This window comes from Aerococcus sp. HMSC062A02, from assembly GCF_001809535.1.
In the GTDB taxonomy this organism is placed as follows: Bacteria; Bacillota; Bacilli; order Lactobacillales; family Aerococcaceae; genus Aerococcus.
In genome coordinates this window covers 1-17254 of record NZ_KV797927.1, presented here as the reverse complement: position 1 = coordinate 17254, position 17254 = coordinate 1, and the positions used below count along the sequence as shown (strand labels likewise).

The 17254-nt window shown below is 47.5% G+C and carries 23 protein-coding genes; 2 read left to right on the top strand and 21 right to left on the bottom strand.

Annotation, left to right across the window (positions count from 1 at the left end; translation table 11 throughout):
- Positions 1–95: 95 nt before the first annotated feature.
- The 13 genes from HMPREF2626_RS05305 to HMPREF2626_RS05245 all read right to left on the bottom strand — a co-directional run bounded on the left by HMPREF2626_RS05305 (position 96) and on the right by HMPREF2626_RS05245 (position 10752).
- Positions 96–875 (bottom strand): formate/nitrite transporter family protein, encoded by a 780-nt coding sequence (locus HMPREF2626_RS05305; protein WP_168162712.1) that lies wholly within the window; start codon positions 873–875, stop codon positions 96–98.
- On the bottom strand, positions 865–1227 hold the full coding sequence (locus tag HMPREF2626_RS05300; protein ID WP_070618446.1) for a CHY zinc finger protein: 363 nt from the start codon (positions 1225–1227) through the stop codon (positions 865–867). Before HMPREF2626_RS05300 ends, HMPREF2626_RS05305 begins: the two co-directional genes overlap by 11 nt.
- A gap of 81 nt (positions 1228–1308) precedes the next feature.
- Positions 1309–1998 carry a 50S ribosomal protein L1 gene (gene rplA, locus HMPREF2626_RS05295; protein ID WP_070430600.1) on the bottom strand — a complete coding sequence of 230 codons (690 nt, stop codon included), beginning with the start codon at positions 1996–1998 and terminating at the stop codon, positions 1309–1311.
- 99 nt (positions 1999–2097) lie between these two features.
- The gene (gene rplK / locus HMPREF2626_RS05290; protein WP_067974040.1) at positions 2098–2523 is read right to left on the bottom strand and encodes a 50S ribosomal protein L11; all 426 of its coding nucleotides are present in this window, start codon (positions 2521–2523) and stop codon (positions 2098–2100) included.
- A 134-nt stretch (positions 2524–2657) separates the two neighbouring features.
- Positions 2658–5591, bottom strand: a complete 2934-nt coding sequence (locus tag HMPREF2626_RS05285) for a pneumococcal-type histidine triad protein (protein WP_070618443.1) — start codon at positions 5589–5591, stop codon at positions 2658–2660.
- 11 nt (positions 5592–5602) lie between these two features.
- Positions 5603–6517 carry a metal ABC transporter solute-binding protein, Zn/Mn family gene (locus HMPREF2626_RS05280; RefSeq protein ID WP_070618440.1) on the bottom strand — a complete coding sequence of 305 codons (915 nt, stop codon included), beginning with the start codon at positions 6515–6517 and terminating at the stop codon, positions 5603–5605.
- 167 nt (positions 6518–6684) lie between these two features.
- Complete coding sequence (locus HMPREF2626_RS05275; RefSeq protein ID WP_246818929.1) at positions 6685–7110, bottom strand: YrhK family protein; 426 nt, start codon at positions 7108–7110, stop codon at positions 6685–6687.
- A gap of 528 nt (positions 7111–7638) precedes the next feature.
- Positions 7639–8190 carry a transcription termination/antitermination protein NusG gene (gene nusG, locus HMPREF2626_RS05270; RefSeq protein WP_070618434.1) on the bottom strand — a complete coding sequence of 184 codons (552 nt, stop codon included), beginning with the start codon at positions 8188–8190 and terminating at the stop codon, positions 7639–7641.
- A gap of 98 nt (positions 8191–8288) precedes the next feature.
- Positions 8289–8504 carry a hypothetical protein gene (locus HMPREF2626_RS05265; protein ID WP_070618431.1) on the bottom strand — a complete coding sequence of 72 codons (216 nt, stop codon included), beginning with the start codon at positions 8502–8504 and terminating at the stop codon, positions 8289–8291.
- A gap of 13 nt (positions 8505–8517) precedes the next feature.
- Positions 8518–9222, bottom strand: coding sequence for a hypothetical protein (locus HMPREF2626_RS05260; protein ID WP_070618427.1), 705 nt, complete (start codon positions 9220–9222; stop codon positions 8518–8520).
- Between the two features lie 16 nt (positions 9223–9238).
- Positions 9239–9859 (bottom strand): DUF1700 domain-containing protein, encoded by a 621-nt coding sequence (locus HMPREF2626_RS05255; RefSeq protein WP_070618424.1) that lies wholly within the window; start codon positions 9857–9859, stop codon positions 9239–9241.
- Positions 9856–10173, bottom strand: coding sequence for a PadR family transcriptional regulator (locus HMPREF2626_RS05250; RefSeq protein ID WP_070618422.1), 318 nt, complete (start codon positions 10171–10173; stop codon positions 9856–9858). Before HMPREF2626_RS05250 ends, HMPREF2626_RS05255 begins: the two co-directional genes overlap by 4 nt.
- A 111-nt stretch (positions 10174–10284) precedes the next feature.
- Positions 10285–10752 (bottom strand): hypothetical protein, encoded by a 468-nt coding sequence (locus tag HMPREF2626_RS05245; protein WP_070618420.1) that lies wholly within the window; start codon positions 10750–10752, stop codon positions 10285–10287.
- A gap of 233 nt (positions 10753–10985) precedes the next feature.
- Here HMPREF2626_RS05245 and HMPREF2626_RS05240 point away from each other — a divergent pair, with 233 nt between their 5' ends.
- On the top strand, positions 10986–11186 hold the full coding sequence (locus HMPREF2626_RS05240) for a hypothetical protein (protein ID WP_070618417.1): 201 nt from the start codon (positions 10986–10988) through the stop codon (positions 11184–11186).
- Between the two features lie 368 nt (positions 11187–11554).
- Here HMPREF2626_RS05240 and HMPREF2626_RS05235 read toward each other — a convergent pair whose 3' ends face one another.
- The 8 genes from HMPREF2626_RS05235 to cysS all read right to left on the bottom strand — a co-directional run bounded on the left by HMPREF2626_RS05235 (position 11555) and on the right by cysS (position 16351).
- Positions 11555–11740 (bottom strand): hypothetical protein, encoded by a 186-nt coding sequence (locus HMPREF2626_RS05235; RefSeq protein ID WP_070618414.1) that lies wholly within the window; start codon positions 11738–11740, stop codon positions 11555–11557.
- A 421-nt stretch (positions 11741–12161) separates the two neighbouring features.
- Complete coding sequence (gene secE, locus HMPREF2626_RS05230; RefSeq protein WP_067973991.1) at positions 12162–12335, bottom strand: preprotein translocase subunit SecE; 174 nt, start codon at positions 12333–12335, stop codon at positions 12162–12164.
- A gap of 20 nt (positions 12336–12355) precedes the next feature.
- Complete coding sequence (gene rpmG, locus HMPREF2626_RS09930; protein ID WP_083272431.1) at positions 12356–12508, bottom strand: 50S ribosomal protein L33; 153 nt, start codon at positions 12506–12508, stop codon at positions 12356–12358.
- Between the two features lie 78 nt (positions 12509–12586).
- Complete coding sequence (locus HMPREF2626_RS05225) at positions 12587–13195, bottom strand: RNA polymerase sigma factor (protein WP_070618411.1); 609 nt, start codon at positions 13193–13195, stop codon at positions 12587–12589.
- Between the two features lie 43 nt (positions 13196–13238).
- The gene (locus HMPREF2626_RS05220; protein WP_070618408.1) at positions 13239–13760 is read right to left on the bottom strand and encodes an NYN domain-containing protein; all 522 of its coding nucleotides are present in this window, start codon (positions 13758–13760) and stop codon (positions 13239–13241) included.
- 19 nt (positions 13761–13779) lie between these two features.
- Positions 13780–14532 carry a 23S rRNA (guanosine(2251)-2'-O)-methyltransferase RlmB gene (gene rlmB / locus HMPREF2626_RS05215; protein WP_070618405.1) on the bottom strand — a complete coding sequence of 251 codons (753 nt, stop codon included), beginning with the start codon at positions 14530–14532 and terminating at the stop codon, positions 13780–13782.
- Positions 14519–14932 carry a Mini-ribonuclease 3 gene (locus HMPREF2626_RS05210; RefSeq protein ID WP_070618401.1) on the bottom strand — a complete coding sequence of 138 codons (414 nt, stop codon included), beginning with the start codon at positions 14930–14932 and terminating at the stop codon, positions 14519–14521. The genes rlmB and HMPREF2626_RS05210 overlap by 14 nt, the downstream gene beginning before the upstream one ends.
- Complete coding sequence (gene cysS, locus HMPREF2626_RS05205) at positions 14933–16351, bottom strand: cysteine--tRNA ligase (RefSeq protein WP_070618398.1); 1419 nt, start codon at positions 16349–16351, stop codon at positions 14933–14935.
- A gap of 595 nt (positions 16352–16946) precedes the next feature.
- Between cysS and HMPREF2626_RS05200 the strand changes: the two genes are divergently transcribed.
- Positions 16947–17222, top strand: a complete 276-nt coding sequence (locus HMPREF2626_RS05200) for a hypothetical protein (RefSeq protein WP_070618395.1) — start codon at positions 16947–16949, stop codon at positions 17220–17222.
- Positions 17223–17254 lie beyond the last annotated feature (32 nt).

Here is a 17254-nt window from a genome sequence, read left to right as displayed (position 1 = left end):
CTGCCTCTGCGAACCCGACTAGGCAGGGTGTGAGAGGATGCGGGAGCTCTAAAGTAAAAAAGCCCCCTCTTGTAAAGGAGACTTTCTGCTGTTGATTAATCGGTATAAATATCTTGTCCCTTATTGAGGAAGCCGTAGCCGACCCCCATTACGACACCCCCACCGACAAAGTTACCAATCCAGGCAACTAGCCATTGCAGGAGCACATGGCTCAGGGTAAAGCCTTCAATTGCAGAAGGCAGGGTGAAGGCTGCCAGGGAATAGGTGACGAAGTTAGCAATCACGTGTTCAAAGCCGTAGAAGGCAAAGATAAAGATAATCCCTAAAATATAAGGAATCTTGGCGCTGTTATCTTTCATGAACATGATGCCGATAACGGTAATATTAACTAACATATTGGCTACAATCCCATCCAGGAAGACGAGGCCATAAGACTTATCAATCTTACCTTGGACGGCCGAAATTAAATAATGGCTGGCATCGATATCATTAAAACCTAAAGTCTGACTCAGTACCCAAGCAATGGCCGCACATCCGATTAAATTAAATAAGGTACATAGGGCTAAGACCTTAGCAGCATCCGCTGGCTTCACCACTTTGCGGTACAAGCCATTGGCGAAGTACATCATATTAGAAGTCGTTAACTCCCCGTTCAGGAAGATAATCATCACCAAACACCATGGGAAAAGCAAGGCATAGGCAAAGCGCCCCAAGTCAGGATGGACCGCGCTAATCTGTTCCGCCGTCATAAAGGCGACTCCACAACCAATTCCCAAATAAATACCAGCAAAAATAGCCCGGAGACCATATTGCCAAACTGATGTATTTGCCAGGGCGACTTTCTTATTAATCGCCGCGGTAATCTTATCGTTCATTAAATCTAACTCCTCCATTATGATTTTTCTCTTTTTTTGAAGCAAAGTAAAGACCAGCATGACGCTGGCAAGCAGGGTTGAAAGCCGCCCGACAATGGGAACAGCGGCCTAAAGCCTCATAAGTGGCCTGGTCGAAAGTCGCCCGGCAAGCACCACAGAGCAAACTATCAGCCTGGTCACTTCGAATAGGCGTGAAGGCATGGTTAGCCAAGGCGTCGTGGCAGCGGTAGCAGGCATAGTAGGCCCTACAAGTTGAGCAATATAAGGCCAGAATATCCTCTGGCAAATGGTAGTGCTGGCAGCGCCCCTGACCATCCAGGCCAAGGCCCCGGATCTGGCTTCTTTCTTCCATTCCCTAGCCCTCTTCTATTATGACACAAAAAAAGCGCTAAGCAAGTTAATCCCACTTAGCGCTCCCATTAATCACTATTGATTATAATGATGATGGATCAACTTTGATACCAGGACCCATAGTAGATGTTACAGCAAGGTTCTTCACATAAGTCCCTTTAGCTGCAGCAGGTTTTTCGCGTAGGATAGTTTCATGGATAGCACGGAAGTTTTCAATTAAGTCTTCAGTGTTGAATGAAACTTTACCAATTAAAGCGTGAACGTTACCTGCACTATCTGCACGGTATTCGATTTGACCTGATTTGATGTCGCTAACAGCTTTGGCAACATCTTGTGTTACGGTACCTGTTTTAGGGTTAGGCATTAAACCTTTAGGCCCTAAGACACGACCCAAGCGGCCGATCTTACCCATCATGTCTGGTGTTGCAACAACAACGTCGAAGTCTAACCAGCCATCGTTGATTTTTTCGATGTATTCATCGTCACCAACATAGTCTGCACCGGCTTCTTCCGCGATACGGGCATTTTCACCTTGGGCAAAGACTAAAACGGTTTGTGTTTGACCAGTACCCTTAGGCAATACCATTGCCCCACGGATTTGTTGGTCGTTCTTCTTAGTGTCGATACCTAAACGGTAAGCCACTTCGATTGAACCGTCAAATTTGGTGTAGTCAACTTCTTTTAATAATTCAATTGCTTCTTCAGCAGTGTATTTTTTGTTCTTGTCAACTTTTTCATAAGCTGCGATTTGATTTTTTGATTTTTTAGCCATTATCTTTCCTCCTATGTGGTTTTAACGGATATTCCTCCCACGCACAACACCTAGATGTTGTGGCGTTTGATTATTGATTCTGTTCGTCCAGCGGGTCGACTAGTCTTCGACAGTGATCCCCATTGAACGTGCAGTACCCTCAACCATACGCATAGCAGCTTCAACATCAGCAGCATTTAAGTCTGGTGTCTTGGTTTCTGCAATTTCACGTACTTGATCGCGAGTGACACTTGCTACTTTATTCTTGTTAGGTTCACCAGAACCTTTTTCCACGCCAGCGGCTTTCTTAAGTAAGACAGCTGCAGGTGGGGTCTTAGTAATAAAGTCAAATGAGCGATCTTCGTAAACAGTGATCACAACAGGGATAACATAGCCTGCTTGATCGGCAGTACGTGCATTGAACTCTTTACAGAAGCCCATGATATTAATACCAGCTTGCCCTAAAGCAGGACCTACTGGAGGAGCTGGACTTGCTTGACCAGCTTCAATTTGTAATTTAACAACAGTTTCTACATTCTTAGCCACGAAACATTCCTCCTTGTTCTGTTCGCGAGTGGTTTAATGGAGTTGTAGTTAGATTTCTCCTCCCACTTATTGTGTTTGCACACAATACCATATTAAACCATAGTTCGATTCAAAAAGCAAGGGCAAATTTAATTTTATTGTTCAACGAGTCCTGCTCCCTCTTCTTTAGCTAGCTGCTCGCCTTGGTCGGCCGGCCCCGCTTGAACAGCTCCAGCCCCTTCATCACTTGCTAGAGCCAGTGCAGCTTGGCCCTGCTCAGCTGAGGGCGCTGGAGCTGGTTTAGCTTCCTGACCTGCTTTTGCTTTTTGAGCACCCGCGTCTTGGTCGCCCGCTCTCTGGTCAGCCTCTGGGGCTTGCTTATTTGTGGGATCCTTTTGACTTGTAGCTTGACTGGCCTGGCGCTGGCTGAGGACAGCTTCCACCGCCGCCACTTGGTCAGCCGTTAATTCCGAAGCCTTCTTAGGACGGCCGGATGCTGGATTGTATGGGGTCATATAGACATTTTGTCCCTGGATAGAGAAGATATAGCCCTTACCGAAGCGCGATTGGACATCTTCTGCCTGGAATTGGTAGCCAGCCAGTGGGTCTGCTTCATGCCCCTCATCACTAGTCGACGCTTCAGTTTCCTGACCTTTTTCTTCAGCTGTTTCTTTTACTTTAAGTCCTTGTTCTTTCATCCAAGCTTCTACCTGGCGAAGTTCGTCTTGTTCCAATTCCCCGAATTCAAAGACATGGAAGTGGTCGCCGTGCTTAGCGATTACACTATCCTTGGTCACTTCTGTAATGGAGGCTGGTGAGAAGGTATAGCCATCATCTGTGGTGTAGGGTTTACCGTCGAGTCCCTTGCCAAAAGCTTGGTAGTCTTGGCCATTGAAACGGACGGTCTTTTCCTGGTCTGCTTTCGCTGCGGCTTGTTGACCTTCCACATCCGCACCCCAGCCATCTTTTTCAGCCGGACGGTATTCGGGATGGGCGATCAGGAAGCGAACCGTCTTAATGGCTAGGTCGACCTTGTCTTGGTCATTGTCAAACCAGACATTCAAGAAGGACCGGTCGGCATAATGGTAGTGGTCGTGGTGAGGAATACGGAAACGGCCGGGCTCAATTTCCTTATCGGCATACTGGAGGTTACCCTTGAATTCGCTGAGCGGCAGGCACCAGTCAGGTAATTTCTTGCCCCGCACTTGAGCTTGGTCCTGCTTACCTGGCACCTTGTTTCCTGTATCTTCCTCGCTTTCTTTTTTGGCTGGGTCATCCTTGGCTGGCTTATCTTGATCGCCTGCTTGGCCGTTCTGCTTGTCTGGCTTCTCGCTCGCCTTCTTAGTCGGCTCCTGCTTTGCCTTGTCGTCTTGACCGGATCGACCTGATTCGAGGTAGCGGTCAGCCGCTAGCTGTTCGAGTTCAGAGAGCTGGTCAGCTGGAATAATATGGTAGTGGTCACCATGGGGCATCACGTAACCAAAAGCATTCTTTTTAGTCACTTTAGCCGGATCAAAGACCAGACCGTCTGCTTCCACATGGCGCTGGCTCTGAGGCAGGGCATATAATCGATCCAGAAGTTGGTCAAGCTTCAGATCCCCCAATTTTTGAGCAGGCGCTTGAACTTTAGGCTCTTCTTTTTTCTGGCTCGGCTTGCTTTGAGCTTTCTTAGCTGGGGCCTGGGGCTTCCTTTGGGGGCGGGGCGTCGCGCTCTGCTGAGGACGTTTAGCTGGACTGGCTGGCTTCGACTGGCCTTGGCTCTCCCAATAGCGCTTAGCCGCAGCTAATTCTTTAGCGGATAAGTCGGCCTTGGGAATGGCGTGGAAGTGATCGCCGTGAGGAACGACATAGACATCGCCCTCGTCGGCAATAATATCGCTCACCTTAAAGACATAGCCGTCATCAGTGGTGTAGGCTTGGTCAGCTGGCTTCGAACTTGGTGTTACTTTCTTAGTCACTAGGCGTTGCCCAGGCGCCTTGTCTTTCTTAGCCTTCTTTGCTCCTGCTTGGTAGGTGAAGTCAGGCTGGTTGAGATAGGCGTCTGCTGCCCGGCGCTCCAAGTCAGAGAGCTGGTTGGCCGGAATAATATGGTAGTGGTCACCGTGGGGCATGACATAACCAAAAGCATTCTTCTTGGTCACCTTGGCGGGATCAAAGACCAAACCGTCTGCTTCCACATGACGCTGGCTCTGAGGCTGGGCATAAAGCTGGTCGAGCATGCTTTGTAAGTCCCCTTGATGGCCAGACTGACCTGAAGCCGCTGGTCTCTGCTGGGTCTGTTTAATTTCTTGGACTTGGACTGGACCAGCCCCATTAAAGCCTGGAGCGTGGGAAGTGGTCGCCCCACGACCGCCTGCTGATCCAGCTGACCAATAGGCGGCTGCAGCTGCCCGCTCAGCCGGCGAAAGGTCGGACTTGGGCACATAGTGGAAGTGGTCGCCATGAGCACAGATATAAGCATCACCCGTGTCGCTCACAATCGATCCCACAGTAAAGACATAACCATCATCAGTCGTATAGCGTCCTTGGGCCTTGGCCTGAGCCACCGCTTGCTTGACGGACTGGCTCATCGGCTCTGCTCCATCCTTTTCTTTAACATTATGGAGCTTCTTCTGTTCAGCAATCTCTTCCTTGGTCCGAACATTGACGGCCTTCTTAGGATCCTTGAGGTAGAGGTAATACTTGCCATCTACCTTGATAATGTAGCCATCCTTGACCTCATTAACAATATCTTTTTTATCCAATCGATAGTTCGGATCTTTCATGACTAAGTCTTCGCTGATGATGGCATCGAAGGGGACCTTGCCATTGTAGTAATGGTAGTGGTCACCGTGGGAGGTCACATAGCCATCATCAGTAATTTTGACAACAATTTGTTCAGCATCGATCCCTTCTTCTGCCGACACCTGGTCCGGGGTCTTCGCCTTATGGTCTCCTGTCTTGGCAGCGTGACCATCGACATAGGCAATGTTGGAATCCTTAGCTTCGGTCTGGTTACCCTGACTATAGCCCCAATAATAGGCGCCCCCTAGGAGGAGGGCAGAGGTTGTAGCGCCGAGGATAACTTGTTTAAGTGTTCGTTTCTCCATTCATAATCTCCTTATTCTAATTCTTCTAAGAGGGTCTTCAGGTCAGCCTCTAAGTTCTCCAAAAAAGTTAAATTATTCTCTGGGTCAGCTTCCAAGGGGCGCAGGGTCTTAATCTCAGCGCCCGTCTCTTCTGCCAAGACCTGGGCCAACTTGGGTGAAGCCTTCTCTTCCGTAAAAATCGTCCCCACCTGGTAGCGGTCGATGAATTCCTTAATTTCCGACAATTGTTGGGGGCTCGGCTCCGCATCGGGTGAGATCCCCGCAATCCCTAACTGCTTGAGCCCAAAGCGCTGGGCCAAATAAGAAAAAGCCGTGTGCTGGGTAACAAAAGTCTTCTGCTCAGCTGCCTTAAACTTCGGCTGGTATGCCTTGACCAGGGCTTCTGCCTCGGCCTGGAACTTATCCGCATTGGCCTGGTAGGTCGCCTGATTGGCTGGATCCCTCTCAGATAGTGCCTTGGCAATGTTTTGGGCTTCCTGGCCCGCAAGAATGGGATCGAGCCAAGAGTGGGGATCGTAGAGCTTGGCCTCATCCATACCATCAGCTGTCGGCATATCTTCTAAACCGGTCACCTTCTGTAAGTCCAAACCGTCTGAAGCCTCCACCACATCCTTCCCCTGGATATTCTTAGCCCAGCCCTCCAAAGTTGACGAATGGTAAATAAAAAGATCCGATTCTTCAATGGCTGCCAGGTCACTGGCTGACGGTTCAAAAGAATGGATGCCTGCCCCAGACTGGATCATGCGGACATCATTGAGGTCGCCACTCACTTCCTTGGTCAAGGCATAGATTGGGTAAAAACTTGTCACGACTCGCATGCCCTGGCCTGACTCTGCATCTGTCGCCTTCTGACAGCCACTGAGGGCCAAGAAGACGAGAGTCACGAGGCCGACCAGTAAAGCGGCCCCTTTTCCTTTTCGAAACATTGAATAAATCCTCCTTTAAATCGTAACGATTACGATATAAAATATACCGGGAAGAATCTGACTTGTCAATACAAATCGTAAATATTACGATTTAATTTTTAAAAGAAAAAGCAGCCATTAACTTTTTTCGCTAATAGCTGCTTTATCCTTCGAAGTTCCAACCTGCATCAGTCCTGGTGCTTGTCATCTGCTTCGTAATATTCATGGTTATAGGCGTCCCCCAGATAGTCTCCATCTTGTTGGTCGCCTTTTTGACTATATTTAACTTGGAATAATTTCTTCTTATCGAGATTGGCTTCATCACGCCGGCGCTTGCTAGGATCTTGATTGTAGATATGGATATTATGGATGAGTTTAATAATCGGACGCATGACGAAGGAGAAGCCCCCAATTAAGAAAAGCGTATTTCCATAAATCGCCGGCGCTCCGAAAAAATTACAGATGCTCCCAATGAAATACAAGCTCCCGGTAAAAATATCATTGAGTAGTGAAATGATTGTATAGACATTCTGGAAGTAAAGACGAAATGGACCTAGCTTGACAACAATGTCCTCTTCAGTCTGTGGCTCCATCTCATAAGATTTCCGCTCCATTTGGGCCACGATAGCACCTCCTTTTTCTCTTCTTTATAGCATTTCCCCTCGCCAAAAGCAAAGAAAGGCCCTCTGAACAGAGAAAGTGGAAAAAACACTTCAATGCTGCCCTTTGAAACAGCTTTTTAAAAAATCGCCATTTAAAAAGAGGCTGGACCTTTTGTCTCAGCCTCGGTGACCAATAAGTTAAATAATTACTGTTGTGAGCAGTAGTGGAGCTTTGAAAGTGTTCCTTAGCCATGAACAAGCAAGCGAAGCGAATTATGGATCGTAGGCGGAAAGCCGTACGAGCCGAAACCTGCTCCAAAAGTCAACCCTGACTCCACTTCACAAAATCTAGGCGAGCCTTTAGCAAGGCTCTTCTAGATTTTGCTCCAGTGGTTCAGGGTTGACCGACTTTTGTCACACTCTAATTCTTTGAAGGCTCGCTAGGCGAGAGACCTTGGCTCGAGCCGGTGCCATGGCTCTTTAAGGAACAATTTCAAAAGCGGAATAGATGCTCACCAGCACCATTTAATTTAACATTATTTACAATTTATCCACTTGGTCGAAGTCAACTTCTGCTACCGTTTCGCGGCCGAACATTTCAACCACAACCTTGAGCTTCTCTTGGTCTTCTGCAATCGATTCAATCCGACCTTCCAAACCATCGAAAGCCCCATCGATCACACGGACCATTTCGCCCACTTCAAAGTGGATGTCCCGCTTAACTACTTCACCTTGGGAGCGGAGCAGGCGGTGAACTTCATCATCCAAAAGGGGAGTTGGTTTAGACCCTTGGCCGTGGGAACCTAGGAAGCCCGTCACATTCGGCGTATTCCGGACCACGAACCAAGCCTCATCGGACATGATCATTTCCACGAAGACATAGCCTGGGAAGATCTTATCCTTAACGACCTTTTGTTTGCCCGTCTTGGTCTCTTCCACGTGCTCAGTTTCTGGCACTACAGCGCGGAAGATATAGTCTTCCATCCCCATGGAGGTAATCCGCATCTCCAAGTCTTCCCTAACCTTGTTCTCATAGCCTGAATAGGTATGGAGGACATACCATTGCTTGGCACTTTCAACTGTTTCTACCATTATTTCGCGCTCCTTTTTCTAAATTTTACCTGAATAAAAAACCTCCCCCTAGGAGAAGGTTTTTTGACGAAATTTTCCACGCCTTTATTGTAGCATAGCTAAGGCACCAATTCAAAAGAATTTGACAGGCTGGACAGATAGACCTGGATCTGGAAGCGGGGTCCCCATTGTCCTGCTGGTCCACGCTCGATCTTAATATAAGAAGACCGACTGGGACTGGGCTGTACCGGGAGGAGCTGGATAGTCTGGCAGGCATAAAAGATCAAAGCCAACGCTAACACCCCCAAGATAACTGGTCGAATGCCTTTCTTCATGACAGCTGCCCCCTTAGTTTGTCGTCGTGACATCAATGGCCGAGTAATCCACCTTAAGCTGGACTTCCTGGTCGCCCTTGCCCAACTTATAGAGGATGGCCCCTTGTTGGCCTGCTGGAAGATAGTGCATCTCACCAGCATTTAGACTGAGCCCTAATTGCCCCTCCAAGACAGCGAAAGCGAGGTCCGTCCGGTCAAAATCGAAGTCCCCATCAATATATCCCGCTTGTACTTGCATGGGATAGGAATGGTCGCCCTTCAAGTCGACTTCGGCATGGTCCGCTTCCAGGGCTAAATGCTCGAGGCTAGCCTGGCTATCTAAGTCAAGATAGGCTGCCTTCAGGTCCAACTTAGTCTGGTCAAAGTCCGGCCCATAAAGGGTAATCTCCAGCGGGTAGTTGCGGTCCTTAGTAGGGGATTGGATGGTCAACTGACCCTCTTCGTAGTTAACCTTAGCCGCATCGGCACCTGGCAGGTCTTGGACTTGGACCCGGTAGTCTTCTGCCGGCTGGATATGGACACTAGCTTCCGATTGGCTCTCTACAGCCAAGCTTTTGACGCCTTCTTTTAAGTCCTCATCATAGATGGTTTGGCGATTGTCGGTCAGCTCTTCCTGGTAGAAGCGGTTGAGCTCAGCTGCCACATGGTCATAATCACTGATAAAGAAAGACAGCGTGCCAATCACTAAGGCGATAAGACCCGTTAAAGCAATCCCCATAGAATTCTCTTCTTCATTAGTAAGCACCTCTCTTACGGCGCCATTGGAAGGCATACCAGGCGTTCATTAGCCCCCGAATACACCAACGAATGGCTGCATACAAGGAATAAATCAACAGTAAGGTCAGACAGATTAAGAAGATAGCCAGACAGAGCTTGGTCACAAGGCTCAGGTCGTTAACTAAGCCAATATTGACGACTCCATTGTTGAAGAGGTCCGGGCGAAAGACACTGACTAGGACCGAAGCGCCAAGGACAGCGGCTGTCAAGATAATCGCTAACCAGATACTGACCACACTCACAAGCAGAGAGAACACAACGGAGAGAAAGGCTAGGATAAAGGGGAGGGCGGCGAGGAACAAGACAAGTTTCCAGAACCAGTGTAGCTTTCGCGGCCGTTTCTCTTCATTAAGGGCCAAGGCCCCTTCCTCATCGATAAAGACCCGCTCATTATCCAGGTAGTCAACAGCAATCTCCCGGGGTGAACCCAGTTCTTGGCTGATTTCTTCTTCTGACTTCCCCTGGGCCAGGCCCATCTCATAGTGTTCCAAATAATCTTGTCGGATGTCAGCAATCACCGAATCCGGCAGCCGCCTCAAGTAATAGGCCAACAGGTCCAAAAATTCTTCTTGTCTCATTCTGACTCCCCTCCTAAAAAGGCACTGACCTTAGCTGCAAAGGTCTCCCACTCCAAGCGCTGGGCTTGGAGGGCCTGGGCACCTTCAGCCGTCAATTCATAATACTTCCGAGCGGGTCCCGACTCCGATTCCTGCATGTAGGTGGTCAGGAGCCCCTCCTTCTTCAAACGTCGGAGCAAGGGATAGACTGTTCCTTCACTCATCTGGATATGCTTGGAGATCTCCTGGACCAATTCATAACCATAACAATCTCGCTGGGCCAGCTGGTGGAGAACCATCATCTCCAAAACCCCCTTCTTTAACTGACTATTCATCTCCACACCTCACTATCTTGTATTACACACTAGCTTCAAATAAAGTATAGCACGCTAGCTTGTAATGCACAATAGATAAGAAGAGAAAACTTTAAAGCAGTTCTGTGTTATTTAGAATTTCATGACTTTATCGCTTTTCAGCAATCTCTCAACAGCTTCCTGGTCTTCTAATGAGAAGGTCAATTCATCGCGACGGAATTTATGGCTAAAGACTAGCACTAAGGAATCCTCTTTCCTTGTCAGTCGATAGTTCAGCACTTCTGCATAAGACTGTTCTTTTGCTGTGAGCCCAGCAAAGCCACCAAGTTTAACTCGGTGGTAATAAGCATGGTCACCCAAGCCGGTCGTTTGCGGTGCCAGGAAGAAGATAAGTCCAAGTCCAAGAAATAGGCCCAAGTGACTAAGAGCTTGACTGATCGATAGGCCAAAAACCAAAAAGCAAAGGCTAATTATATAGTAAGTCAGCTTTACAGGTCGACTACATTTTTCTTTGATTCTAATCCGCTTGATGGTCCTAAACTGATGGTATAGGATCAAAACTTCCAATAAATAAAATGTTAATAGTCCATAAATGCTCATCAGAACTTTCACCTCTATCCGAAAATCATTTCATCAAAATACGCTTAAGATATAATGGCTAACTACTATCAATTGAAGACCTTTTACTCATATGTTAAGATAAATGTGTAATTCACAGCACTATATAAAAATTAGTTAGGAGTAATATTACTTTTTAAACGTTTAGTATGGATCTAGAATCTTAAACTTTCGCATGCACTTATAAGTGTATCGTCAACTTGGAAGGGATAATTATGAAAAAGAAACAAATTTCTAGAACCATGGGAATTGTTATGCCAATGATTTTATTAGTTACTTTAGGCTTTAAAGACACGCTAGGTGTTTTAGGTTCAACGCTTTTAGGTGGATTTTTAGGTTTTATTTCACATAAAGCTTGGGCAAAAGATATCCAAGAAGCTAAAGAACAAGCAAGGAACAATTCTGATAAGATTTAAAATAATTTCATTAAGTACACAAAGAATTTTGTTAGCTTCGAACGCTTAAGAGGAGGCTGGGACAAAAGCTCCGGCCCCTTTTAAAAATAACGAACTTTTTTGGCAAAAATCTGTTCCAAAAGTCAATCCTGACATCCACTTCACGAACTATGCCCAAACGTTTGCCAACGATTTCCCATAGTTCGCGGACGGTTGCTATAGCTGTTCGACGCGCAGCGAGTTATAGATATAGTATGCGTTAGCTGGTGCAGGGCTGATCGACTTTTGTAACACTCTCTTTAGGCCTTTTACTTTGAGTAATTGAACTAAACAGACAACACTCATCTGCTAGAGCTAAAAATGAACTTTACCTAACATTTAAAATTTAACTACTCATCTTTTCGTTTATCTATTCGTCTAAAAATTAAACGAAGTAAAAAAAATAAAAATACTAAAAATAAACCAAAAAATTCTAAGTATTTATTGTTAGGTAGAAATAAAATTAAGCTAATGTATATAATTATAGCAAGCCAAAAATAAATATTTAAATATCTATCTCTTTTTTTATTTTTCATGTTAGATCCCCCTTTGTGAGATAGCATACCATAGCTAAATTTGTGAACTAAGGAATATACCCACGATCGGTCTTTTAAACTTTCTTACATATAAGATATGCTACATAGATCTTCAAAAAATTCTAAATCTATTTATCTGAATTATTCTTCAGCAGATGCATATTTTAAACAGAATTAGCTCGAAAGTGAGTCTGTTGACTTACCTTCGAGCTAATTTTAGTACTTTTTATTTGGGACTAACATATTCTCTGACTCTGTGCTCCAGAGGTCTATTTCTCCCGCTAGCCTTCACACCCTTTCTAGTTGGGTTCGCAGTTGCAATCTTGAAGTGACTTCACCCAATCGGAACGATCGGCTAAAGCCGCTCTTTTCCGTTTGGGCTCCAGTCATTCAAGACTGAACGCAACTGCTCACACCCTTATTACAATTGAATGAACCAACCGAAGAGCATGGTGACTAGTTCATCGACAACGCCGAGGTAGATGGCGGCGATGAGGATGGTGATTAAGACGATTCCTGTGTCGCGCATGAGTTGCTTGCCGGATGGCCATTCAACCATACGCATTTCATGAAAGACTCCTTTGATAAAACTCATCTTCTGCTTCCTCTCTTATCCTATTTGGTCTGTTGGTGCAAAGTATGGCCCTTGCAGTGGCGGCAGAATTTTTTGACTTCGAGTCGTTCTGTCCGGTTGGCTGGATTGCTCTTCACTGTATAGTTACGGGAGCCACACTTTGAGCATGCGAGTATAATTTTTTTAGTTGCCATACTGCTGCCCCATTTCTATCTAATTTCATATACTTGGTTATAGTAACGATTTTTGGAGCTTTTGTCAAACTTGATTAGTCAATGGTCACGCTTATTTTCCTTAATTAGCTGGACCAATTTAGACTTGGCTCGGTAGAAGGCAGTACGGCTAGACTTCGTCCCGATACCTAGCTCCTTGCCGATAGTTTGCCAGTCCAAGCCTTCTAGGTAAGCGGCTAGGACAGCCCGCTCCATGGGGGACAAGGCACTCTCAAAACAATCGAGATAATAATGAAAGGCATAGGCAGCCTGGGGATCATGGTCGACATGGGCATAGGCGGCCAGTTGGTCTTCCAGTTGAGCGACGGGACAGTTAATGGACACCGAGGGATCGGGCATCCGCCGCTTCTCTGTTTGGTAGTGGCGGTAGATATTACAAATTAAATAGCGCAGGCAGTTGGCATAGAAGGTGTAGAAACTCGCTTGTCCTGCCTCGCCCGCCTGGTAGCGGTTGACGCATTCAAAGAGCTGGTGCCCAGCCTCCTGGAGAAAGTCATCATAGTCCATATAGCCCCGCACCTTGGGATAAAAGTGACCCATCAAAGGGCGGTAGTGCCAGTAGAGTTCACTGAAGGCTTCCTCTTGTCCCTGGCTAGCAGCTTGGCAAAGTTTATGGTCAGTAGTGGCACGGTTCTTCCAAGTAGTCATGGTATCCTCCCTAGTTTTAGGCAGGATTACTTATCAGAAGAAGTTATTTAGAGAGATCCTCTAGAAGAGACTTCAAGTCACGCATCTGCTGGTAGGACCAGGGCACCATCCGCTGGTAGGCATTGGGATCATAGTTCTCATCCCCCTGGCTAATGTCGAGCTGGGTCTTCTGGATGTCGCGCCAGAGCTCATTAGCCGACTTGCGCAGGGCTCCCTTCTGGAAGACCATGCGCTGTTCCGCTAAGTCACTGGTGGCAACGGTCACATTGCGCAAGACACCCACCATCTCGTCCATCATGGCTTCAATGTAAGCATCCGCAGTCTCCTTCTCAGCGGTATAGACCACATGAAGCTTGTACTGGTCATAGGTCTGGGAGAGGCCGGGGACGAACATGGCGTCGAAGATAACCCAGGTCTCATAGTTATGGTAGGCGGCATAGTTAGACAGGAGTTCCAGTAAGAGGTCCCGGGCCTCCTCGATCTGGTCTTGGTCCTTGAGCCGCTTGAGTGGAGGCCAGGAGCCAATCATATTATAGCCATCGACAATTAATCGGTTTCGCTTCATACTGACCTCCTCTATCAGCTTAAAAACGTTTGGCGTAGACTTGGTACATTAAGAGGGCAGCAGCCACGCTAGCATTCAGGCTCTGGACATGACCGCGCATGGGGATGGTAAGAGTTCCATCCAAGTGTTTCTTGAGGCCAGGCGAAATGCCCTTGCCTTCGTTACCAATCACCAGGGCTAGAGGCAGGGTCGCATCCATCTGCCAGTAGTTCTGCCCCTTCATGTCGGTCCCGAAGACCCAGACGCCCGCCTCCTTCAATTGGCGGACACACTGGGAAAGATTGGTCACCCGGGCGACAGGCACGTGTTCAATGGCGCCGGTCGAGGTCTTAGCCACCGTCTGGGTCAAGCCCACTGCCCGGCGCTCAGGAATAATCAGGCCGTGGCAGCCAACTGCATCCGCTGTCCGCAAGATCGAGCCCAAATTGTGGGGGTCTTCAATCCCATCTAAGATTAAGAAGAAAGGATCTTCTTCCCGGTCGCGGGCCCGCTGGAAGAGCTCTTCCAAGCTGGCATATTGGTAGGCGGCTACTGCCACTACTAGGCCTTGGTGGTTGCCCCCATCACTCAGCTGGTCTAGCTTGGCCTTGGGCACCTCTTGGAAGGTCACGCCTTCCTTCTTACAGGCGCGGACAATCTGCTGGCGGCGTTTGTCTTGGAGGCCCTTTTGGATAAAGACCTTGTTGACATCCCGGTCCGAATGTTCCAAGACCTCCATACCGCTGTGAAAGCCGATGACAAAGTCTTGGTCGGAACTCTTACTTTCTTTCATGGTCAATTCGCTCCTCTATAATGGCCAGGCACTCCTGGCTCAAGTCTTCAAAACGTCCTTGGGGCTGGATCAAGTACAAGTAACCCATCAAGGCTTCAAAGCCCGTGGCCACCCGGTAGTCCTGCTTGCTGGCATTCTTGGCCGAAGTATGGGGGGAGGCATTCCTCCCCCGCTTATAAATGCGGACCTCTTCCTCCGTCAAGCGGTCCTCTTCAAGCAAGACCTCCATGGCCTGGGCTTGGCCGCGCGCACTCACATAGGCGGTAGCCTCTCGGTGGAGGGCCTTAGGCCGGGTGAGTCCGCGCTCCAATAAGGTCTGACGAACACAAATTTCCCAAGCAGCATCCCCCATATAGGCCAGGGGCAGGCCGCTCAATTGTTTAATATCTTGGTCCTTCATCTACTCACTTCTTCTCCAACGGGTACCTTGGGGGGTGTCATCCAAGATAATCCCTTCCGCCTTCAATTGGTCGCGGATAGCGTCACTGCGGGCATAATCCTTGTTGGCCCGAGCCTGGTCGCGTTCCTCAATCAAAGCTTGAATGTCATCATCCAAGAGTTCTTTATCTTCAGTAAAGGTCACTCCAAAAATTCCTAAAAGCTCAAGGTAGAGGTCGCGGTAAGCTTGGAGAACTACTTTAGAGACTTGGTCTTCCTCTAAGTAAAGGTTAATCTCCCGCATCAATTGGTAAATCACGGTCAAGCCATTAGGGGCGTTGATGTCATCGTCCATGGCTTGGATAAAGTCCGCCTGGAACTGGTCGCGCTTGGCTAGCTGGCTAGAATCATCGGCTAGCTGGTCAACCGCATCTTTAAGACGGTAATTGATATTCTGATAAGCAATCCGGAGACGTTCTAAATTCTTCCGTGCATCGTCAAGACTTGACTCGCTGAATTTAAGGGGACTGCGGTAGTGGGCGCTGGATAGGAAGAAGCGGATAACTTGCGGATCGACTTCTTGAATTAAATCATGCGCCAAGACGAAGTTCCCTAGGGATTTACTCATCTTCTCACCATCATCACCAATCGTCACAAAGCCATTGTGCATCCAATAGTGGGCAAAAGGCTGGCCAGTCTTGGCTTCCGACTGGGCAATCTCATTCTCGTGGTGGGGGAAGATCAAATCATGGCCCCCACCGTGGATATCAATGGTATCAGCCAAATACTTGGTCGCCATAACCGAGCATTCGATATGCCAGCCGGGACGGCCTTGACCCCAAGGCGATTCCCAGGAAGGTTCGCCTGGCTTAGCCGCCTTCCACAGGGCAAAGTCCACACTGTCTTCCTTCTTGGCCTGAGAGTCGATCCCTACCCGTTCACTGGCCCCCTCGCGCAAGTCATCGATGGATTGGTCGGACAGGCAGCCATAGTGGTCGAAACGGCGGGCCCGGTAGTAGACATCACCTTCCAGTTCATAGGCATAGCCCTTGGCAATCAGGTCTTCCACGAAGGCAATGATATCGTCCATGGTCTCTACCACCCGGGTATTGCGGGTCGCCCGCATGACATTGAGGGCATCGGTGTCGGCATAATAAGCTTCAATATACTTATCCGCCACCTCTTTAGAGCTAATGCCTTCTTCATTGGCTCGATTGATGATCTTATCGTCAACATCGGTAAAGTTGGATACAAAGTTAACCTCATAGCCGCGGTATAAGAAATAGCGACGAATCGTATCAAAGGCAACAACACTGCGGGCATTGCCGATGTGGATATAGTTATAGACAGTGGGTCCACAGACATACATGGAAATTTTGCCGTCTTCAATGGCTTTAAATGCTTCTTTTTGATTGGTTAAGGTGTTGTAAATCTTCAACATGCACTTACCACCCTTCTCTGGATTACAAGTAGTATTCAATGTTCTTAACTTCTATTCTATCATCTTTATGACAAGTTCAAAAGCAAACATCTTACTTCTTGTAAGAAAGGCTACAATAAGTCTGGCTTGCGGATCATCAAGCTAGCACGCCTCCGAGAGCTCATTGCGCCTTCAGTATAAGAAATCTCTTTCTTGTCTTCAAATGCTCTTTGGCAGACCTTGTAAAGATTGCTCAGTTTATCGCCCATACAGGCCATGCCAAAGCGTCGGATCTGGCATGGTCTTTGAAATAAAATCCATTATAAGCAGTTTGCCCCTTCTTTTATTGATATGTAAATCTTTTCATCACAAAAAGCGATAAGAAAAACCAACTCGCTCGCTTCTTGCACTTTTAAAAGAAATAGGTCTTAAAAGTCCGCTAAAAAGACAAAAAACAGGCAAAAACGCCCGGCTTAGCTGGCAAGCCTTCACCTAAGATTTACAAATCGAAAGCTTGAAAATTAAAAACATCCCCTCTCACCCCTCCCCTTCAGAAAAAAACTGTGATAGACTAAGCTTGAACCCATCAAACAAAGAAAAATTAGGAGTTAAAGATATGAAGAATCAATTGAAATTAGGGCTCTGCCTCCTCTCCCTTCTCAGCCTGGTCGCTTGCAATAAGGTGAGCCGCGAAGAAGAGCCAGCAGCTAGCCAAGAGAGCCAAGAAGTCAAATCAGGCCAAACCCAACCCATCGTCGAAGACAATGCCGATGGGGCTTCAAGCCCCGAAGCAAACCCTGAAACATCTTCTAGTCAAACAGAAAGAACCAATCAAGAAGAGACCAGCCAAGAAGTCCCTATCGATAGCCAGAAGCCAACGATAAACAATTAAGGGTGTAAAGGCTAGCGGGAGAAATAGACCTC

Excerpts from the sequence above, each read along its gene's own strand:
- HMPREF2626_RS05220 (WP_070618408.1), bottom strand. The coding sequence starts at position 13,760 with ATGAAGCGAAACCGATTAATTGTCGATGGCTATAATATGATTGGCTCC.
- rplA (WP_070430600.1), bottom strand. The coding sequence starts at position 1,998 with ATGGCTAAAAAATCAAAAAATCAAATCGCAGCTTATGAAAAAGTTGAC.
- HMPREF2626_RS05200 (WP_070618395.1), top strand. The coding sequence starts at position 16,947 with ATGAAGAATCAATTGAAATTAGGGCTCTGCCTCCTCTCCCTTCTCAGC.
- rpmG (WP_083272431.1), bottom strand. The coding sequence starts at position 12,508 with ATGGCAACTAAAAAAATTATACTCGCATGCTCAAAGTGTGGCTCCCGT.
- nusG (WP_070618434.1), bottom strand. The coding sequence starts at position 8,190 with ATGGTAGAAACAGTTGAAAGTGCCAAGCAATGGTATGTCCTCCATACC.
- HMPREF2626_RS05245 (WP_070618420.1), bottom strand. The coding sequence starts at position 10,752 with ATGAGCATTTATGGACTATTAACATTTTATTTATTGGAAGTTTTGATC.
- HMPREF2626_RS05300 (WP_070618446.1), bottom strand. The coding sequence starts at position 1,227 with ATGGAAGAAAGAAGCCAGATCCGGGGCCTTGGCCTGGATGGTCAGGGG.
- HMPREF2626_RS05280 (WP_070618440.1), bottom strand. The coding sequence starts at position 6,517 with ATGTTTCGAAAAGGAAAAGGGGCCGCTTTACTGGTCGGCCTCGTGACT.
- cysS (WP_070618398.1), bottom strand. The coding sequence starts at position 16,351 with ATGTTGAAGATTTACAACACCTTAACCAATCAAAAAGAAGCATTTAAA.
- secE (WP_067973991.1), bottom strand. The coding sequence starts at position 12,335 with ATGAGTTTTATCAAAGGAGTCTTTCATGAAATGCGTATGGTTGAATGG.
- HMPREF2626_RS05260 (WP_070618427.1), bottom strand. The coding sequence starts at position 9,222 with ATGGGGATTGCTTTAACGGGTCTTATCGCCTTAGTGATTGGCACGCTG.
- HMPREF2626_RS05240 (WP_070618417.1), top strand. The coding sequence starts at position 10,986 with ATGAAAAAGAAACAAATTTCTAGAACCATGGGAATTGTTATGCCAATG.
- HMPREF2626_RS05285 (WP_070618443.1), bottom strand. The coding sequence starts at position 5,591 with ATGGAGAAACGAACACTTAAACAAGTTATCCTCGGCGCTACAACCTCT.
- HMPREF2626_RS05275 (WP_246818929.1), bottom strand. The coding sequence starts at position 7,110 with ATGGAGCGGAAATCTTATGAGATGGAGCCACAGACTGAAGAGGACATT.
- HMPREF2626_RS05305 (WP_168162712.1), bottom strand. The coding sequence starts at position 875 with ATGAACGATAAGATTACCGCGGCGATTAATAAGAAAGTCGCCCTGGCA.
- HMPREF2626_RS05210 (WP_070618401.1), bottom strand. The coding sequence starts at position 14,932 with ATGAAGGACCAAGATATTAAACAATTGAGCGGCCTGCCCCTGGCCTAT.
- HMPREF2626_RS05225 (WP_070618411.1), bottom strand. The coding sequence starts at position 13,195 with ATGACTACTTGGAAGAACCGTGCCACTACTGACCATAAACTTTGCCAA.
- HMPREF2626_RS05255 (WP_070618424.1), bottom strand. The coding sequence starts at position 9,859 with ATGAGACAAGAAGAATTTTTGGACCTGTTGGCCTATTACTTGAGGCGG.
- rlmB (WP_070618405.1), bottom strand. The coding sequence starts at position 14,532 with ATGAAAGAAAGTAAGAGTTCCGACCAAGACTTTGTCATCGGCTTTCAC.
- HMPREF2626_RS05235 (WP_070618414.1), bottom strand. The coding sequence starts at position 11,740 with ATGAAAAATAAAAAAAGAGATAGATATTTAAATATTTATTTTTGGCTT.
- HMPREF2626_RS05250 (WP_070618422.1), bottom strand. The coding sequence starts at position 10,173 with ATGAATAGTCAGTTAAAGAAGGGGGTTTTGGAGATGATGGTTCTCCAC.
- HMPREF2626_RS05265 (WP_070618431.1), bottom strand. The coding sequence starts at position 8,504 with ATGAAGAAAGGCATTCGACCAGTTATCTTGGGGGTGTTAGCGTTGGCT.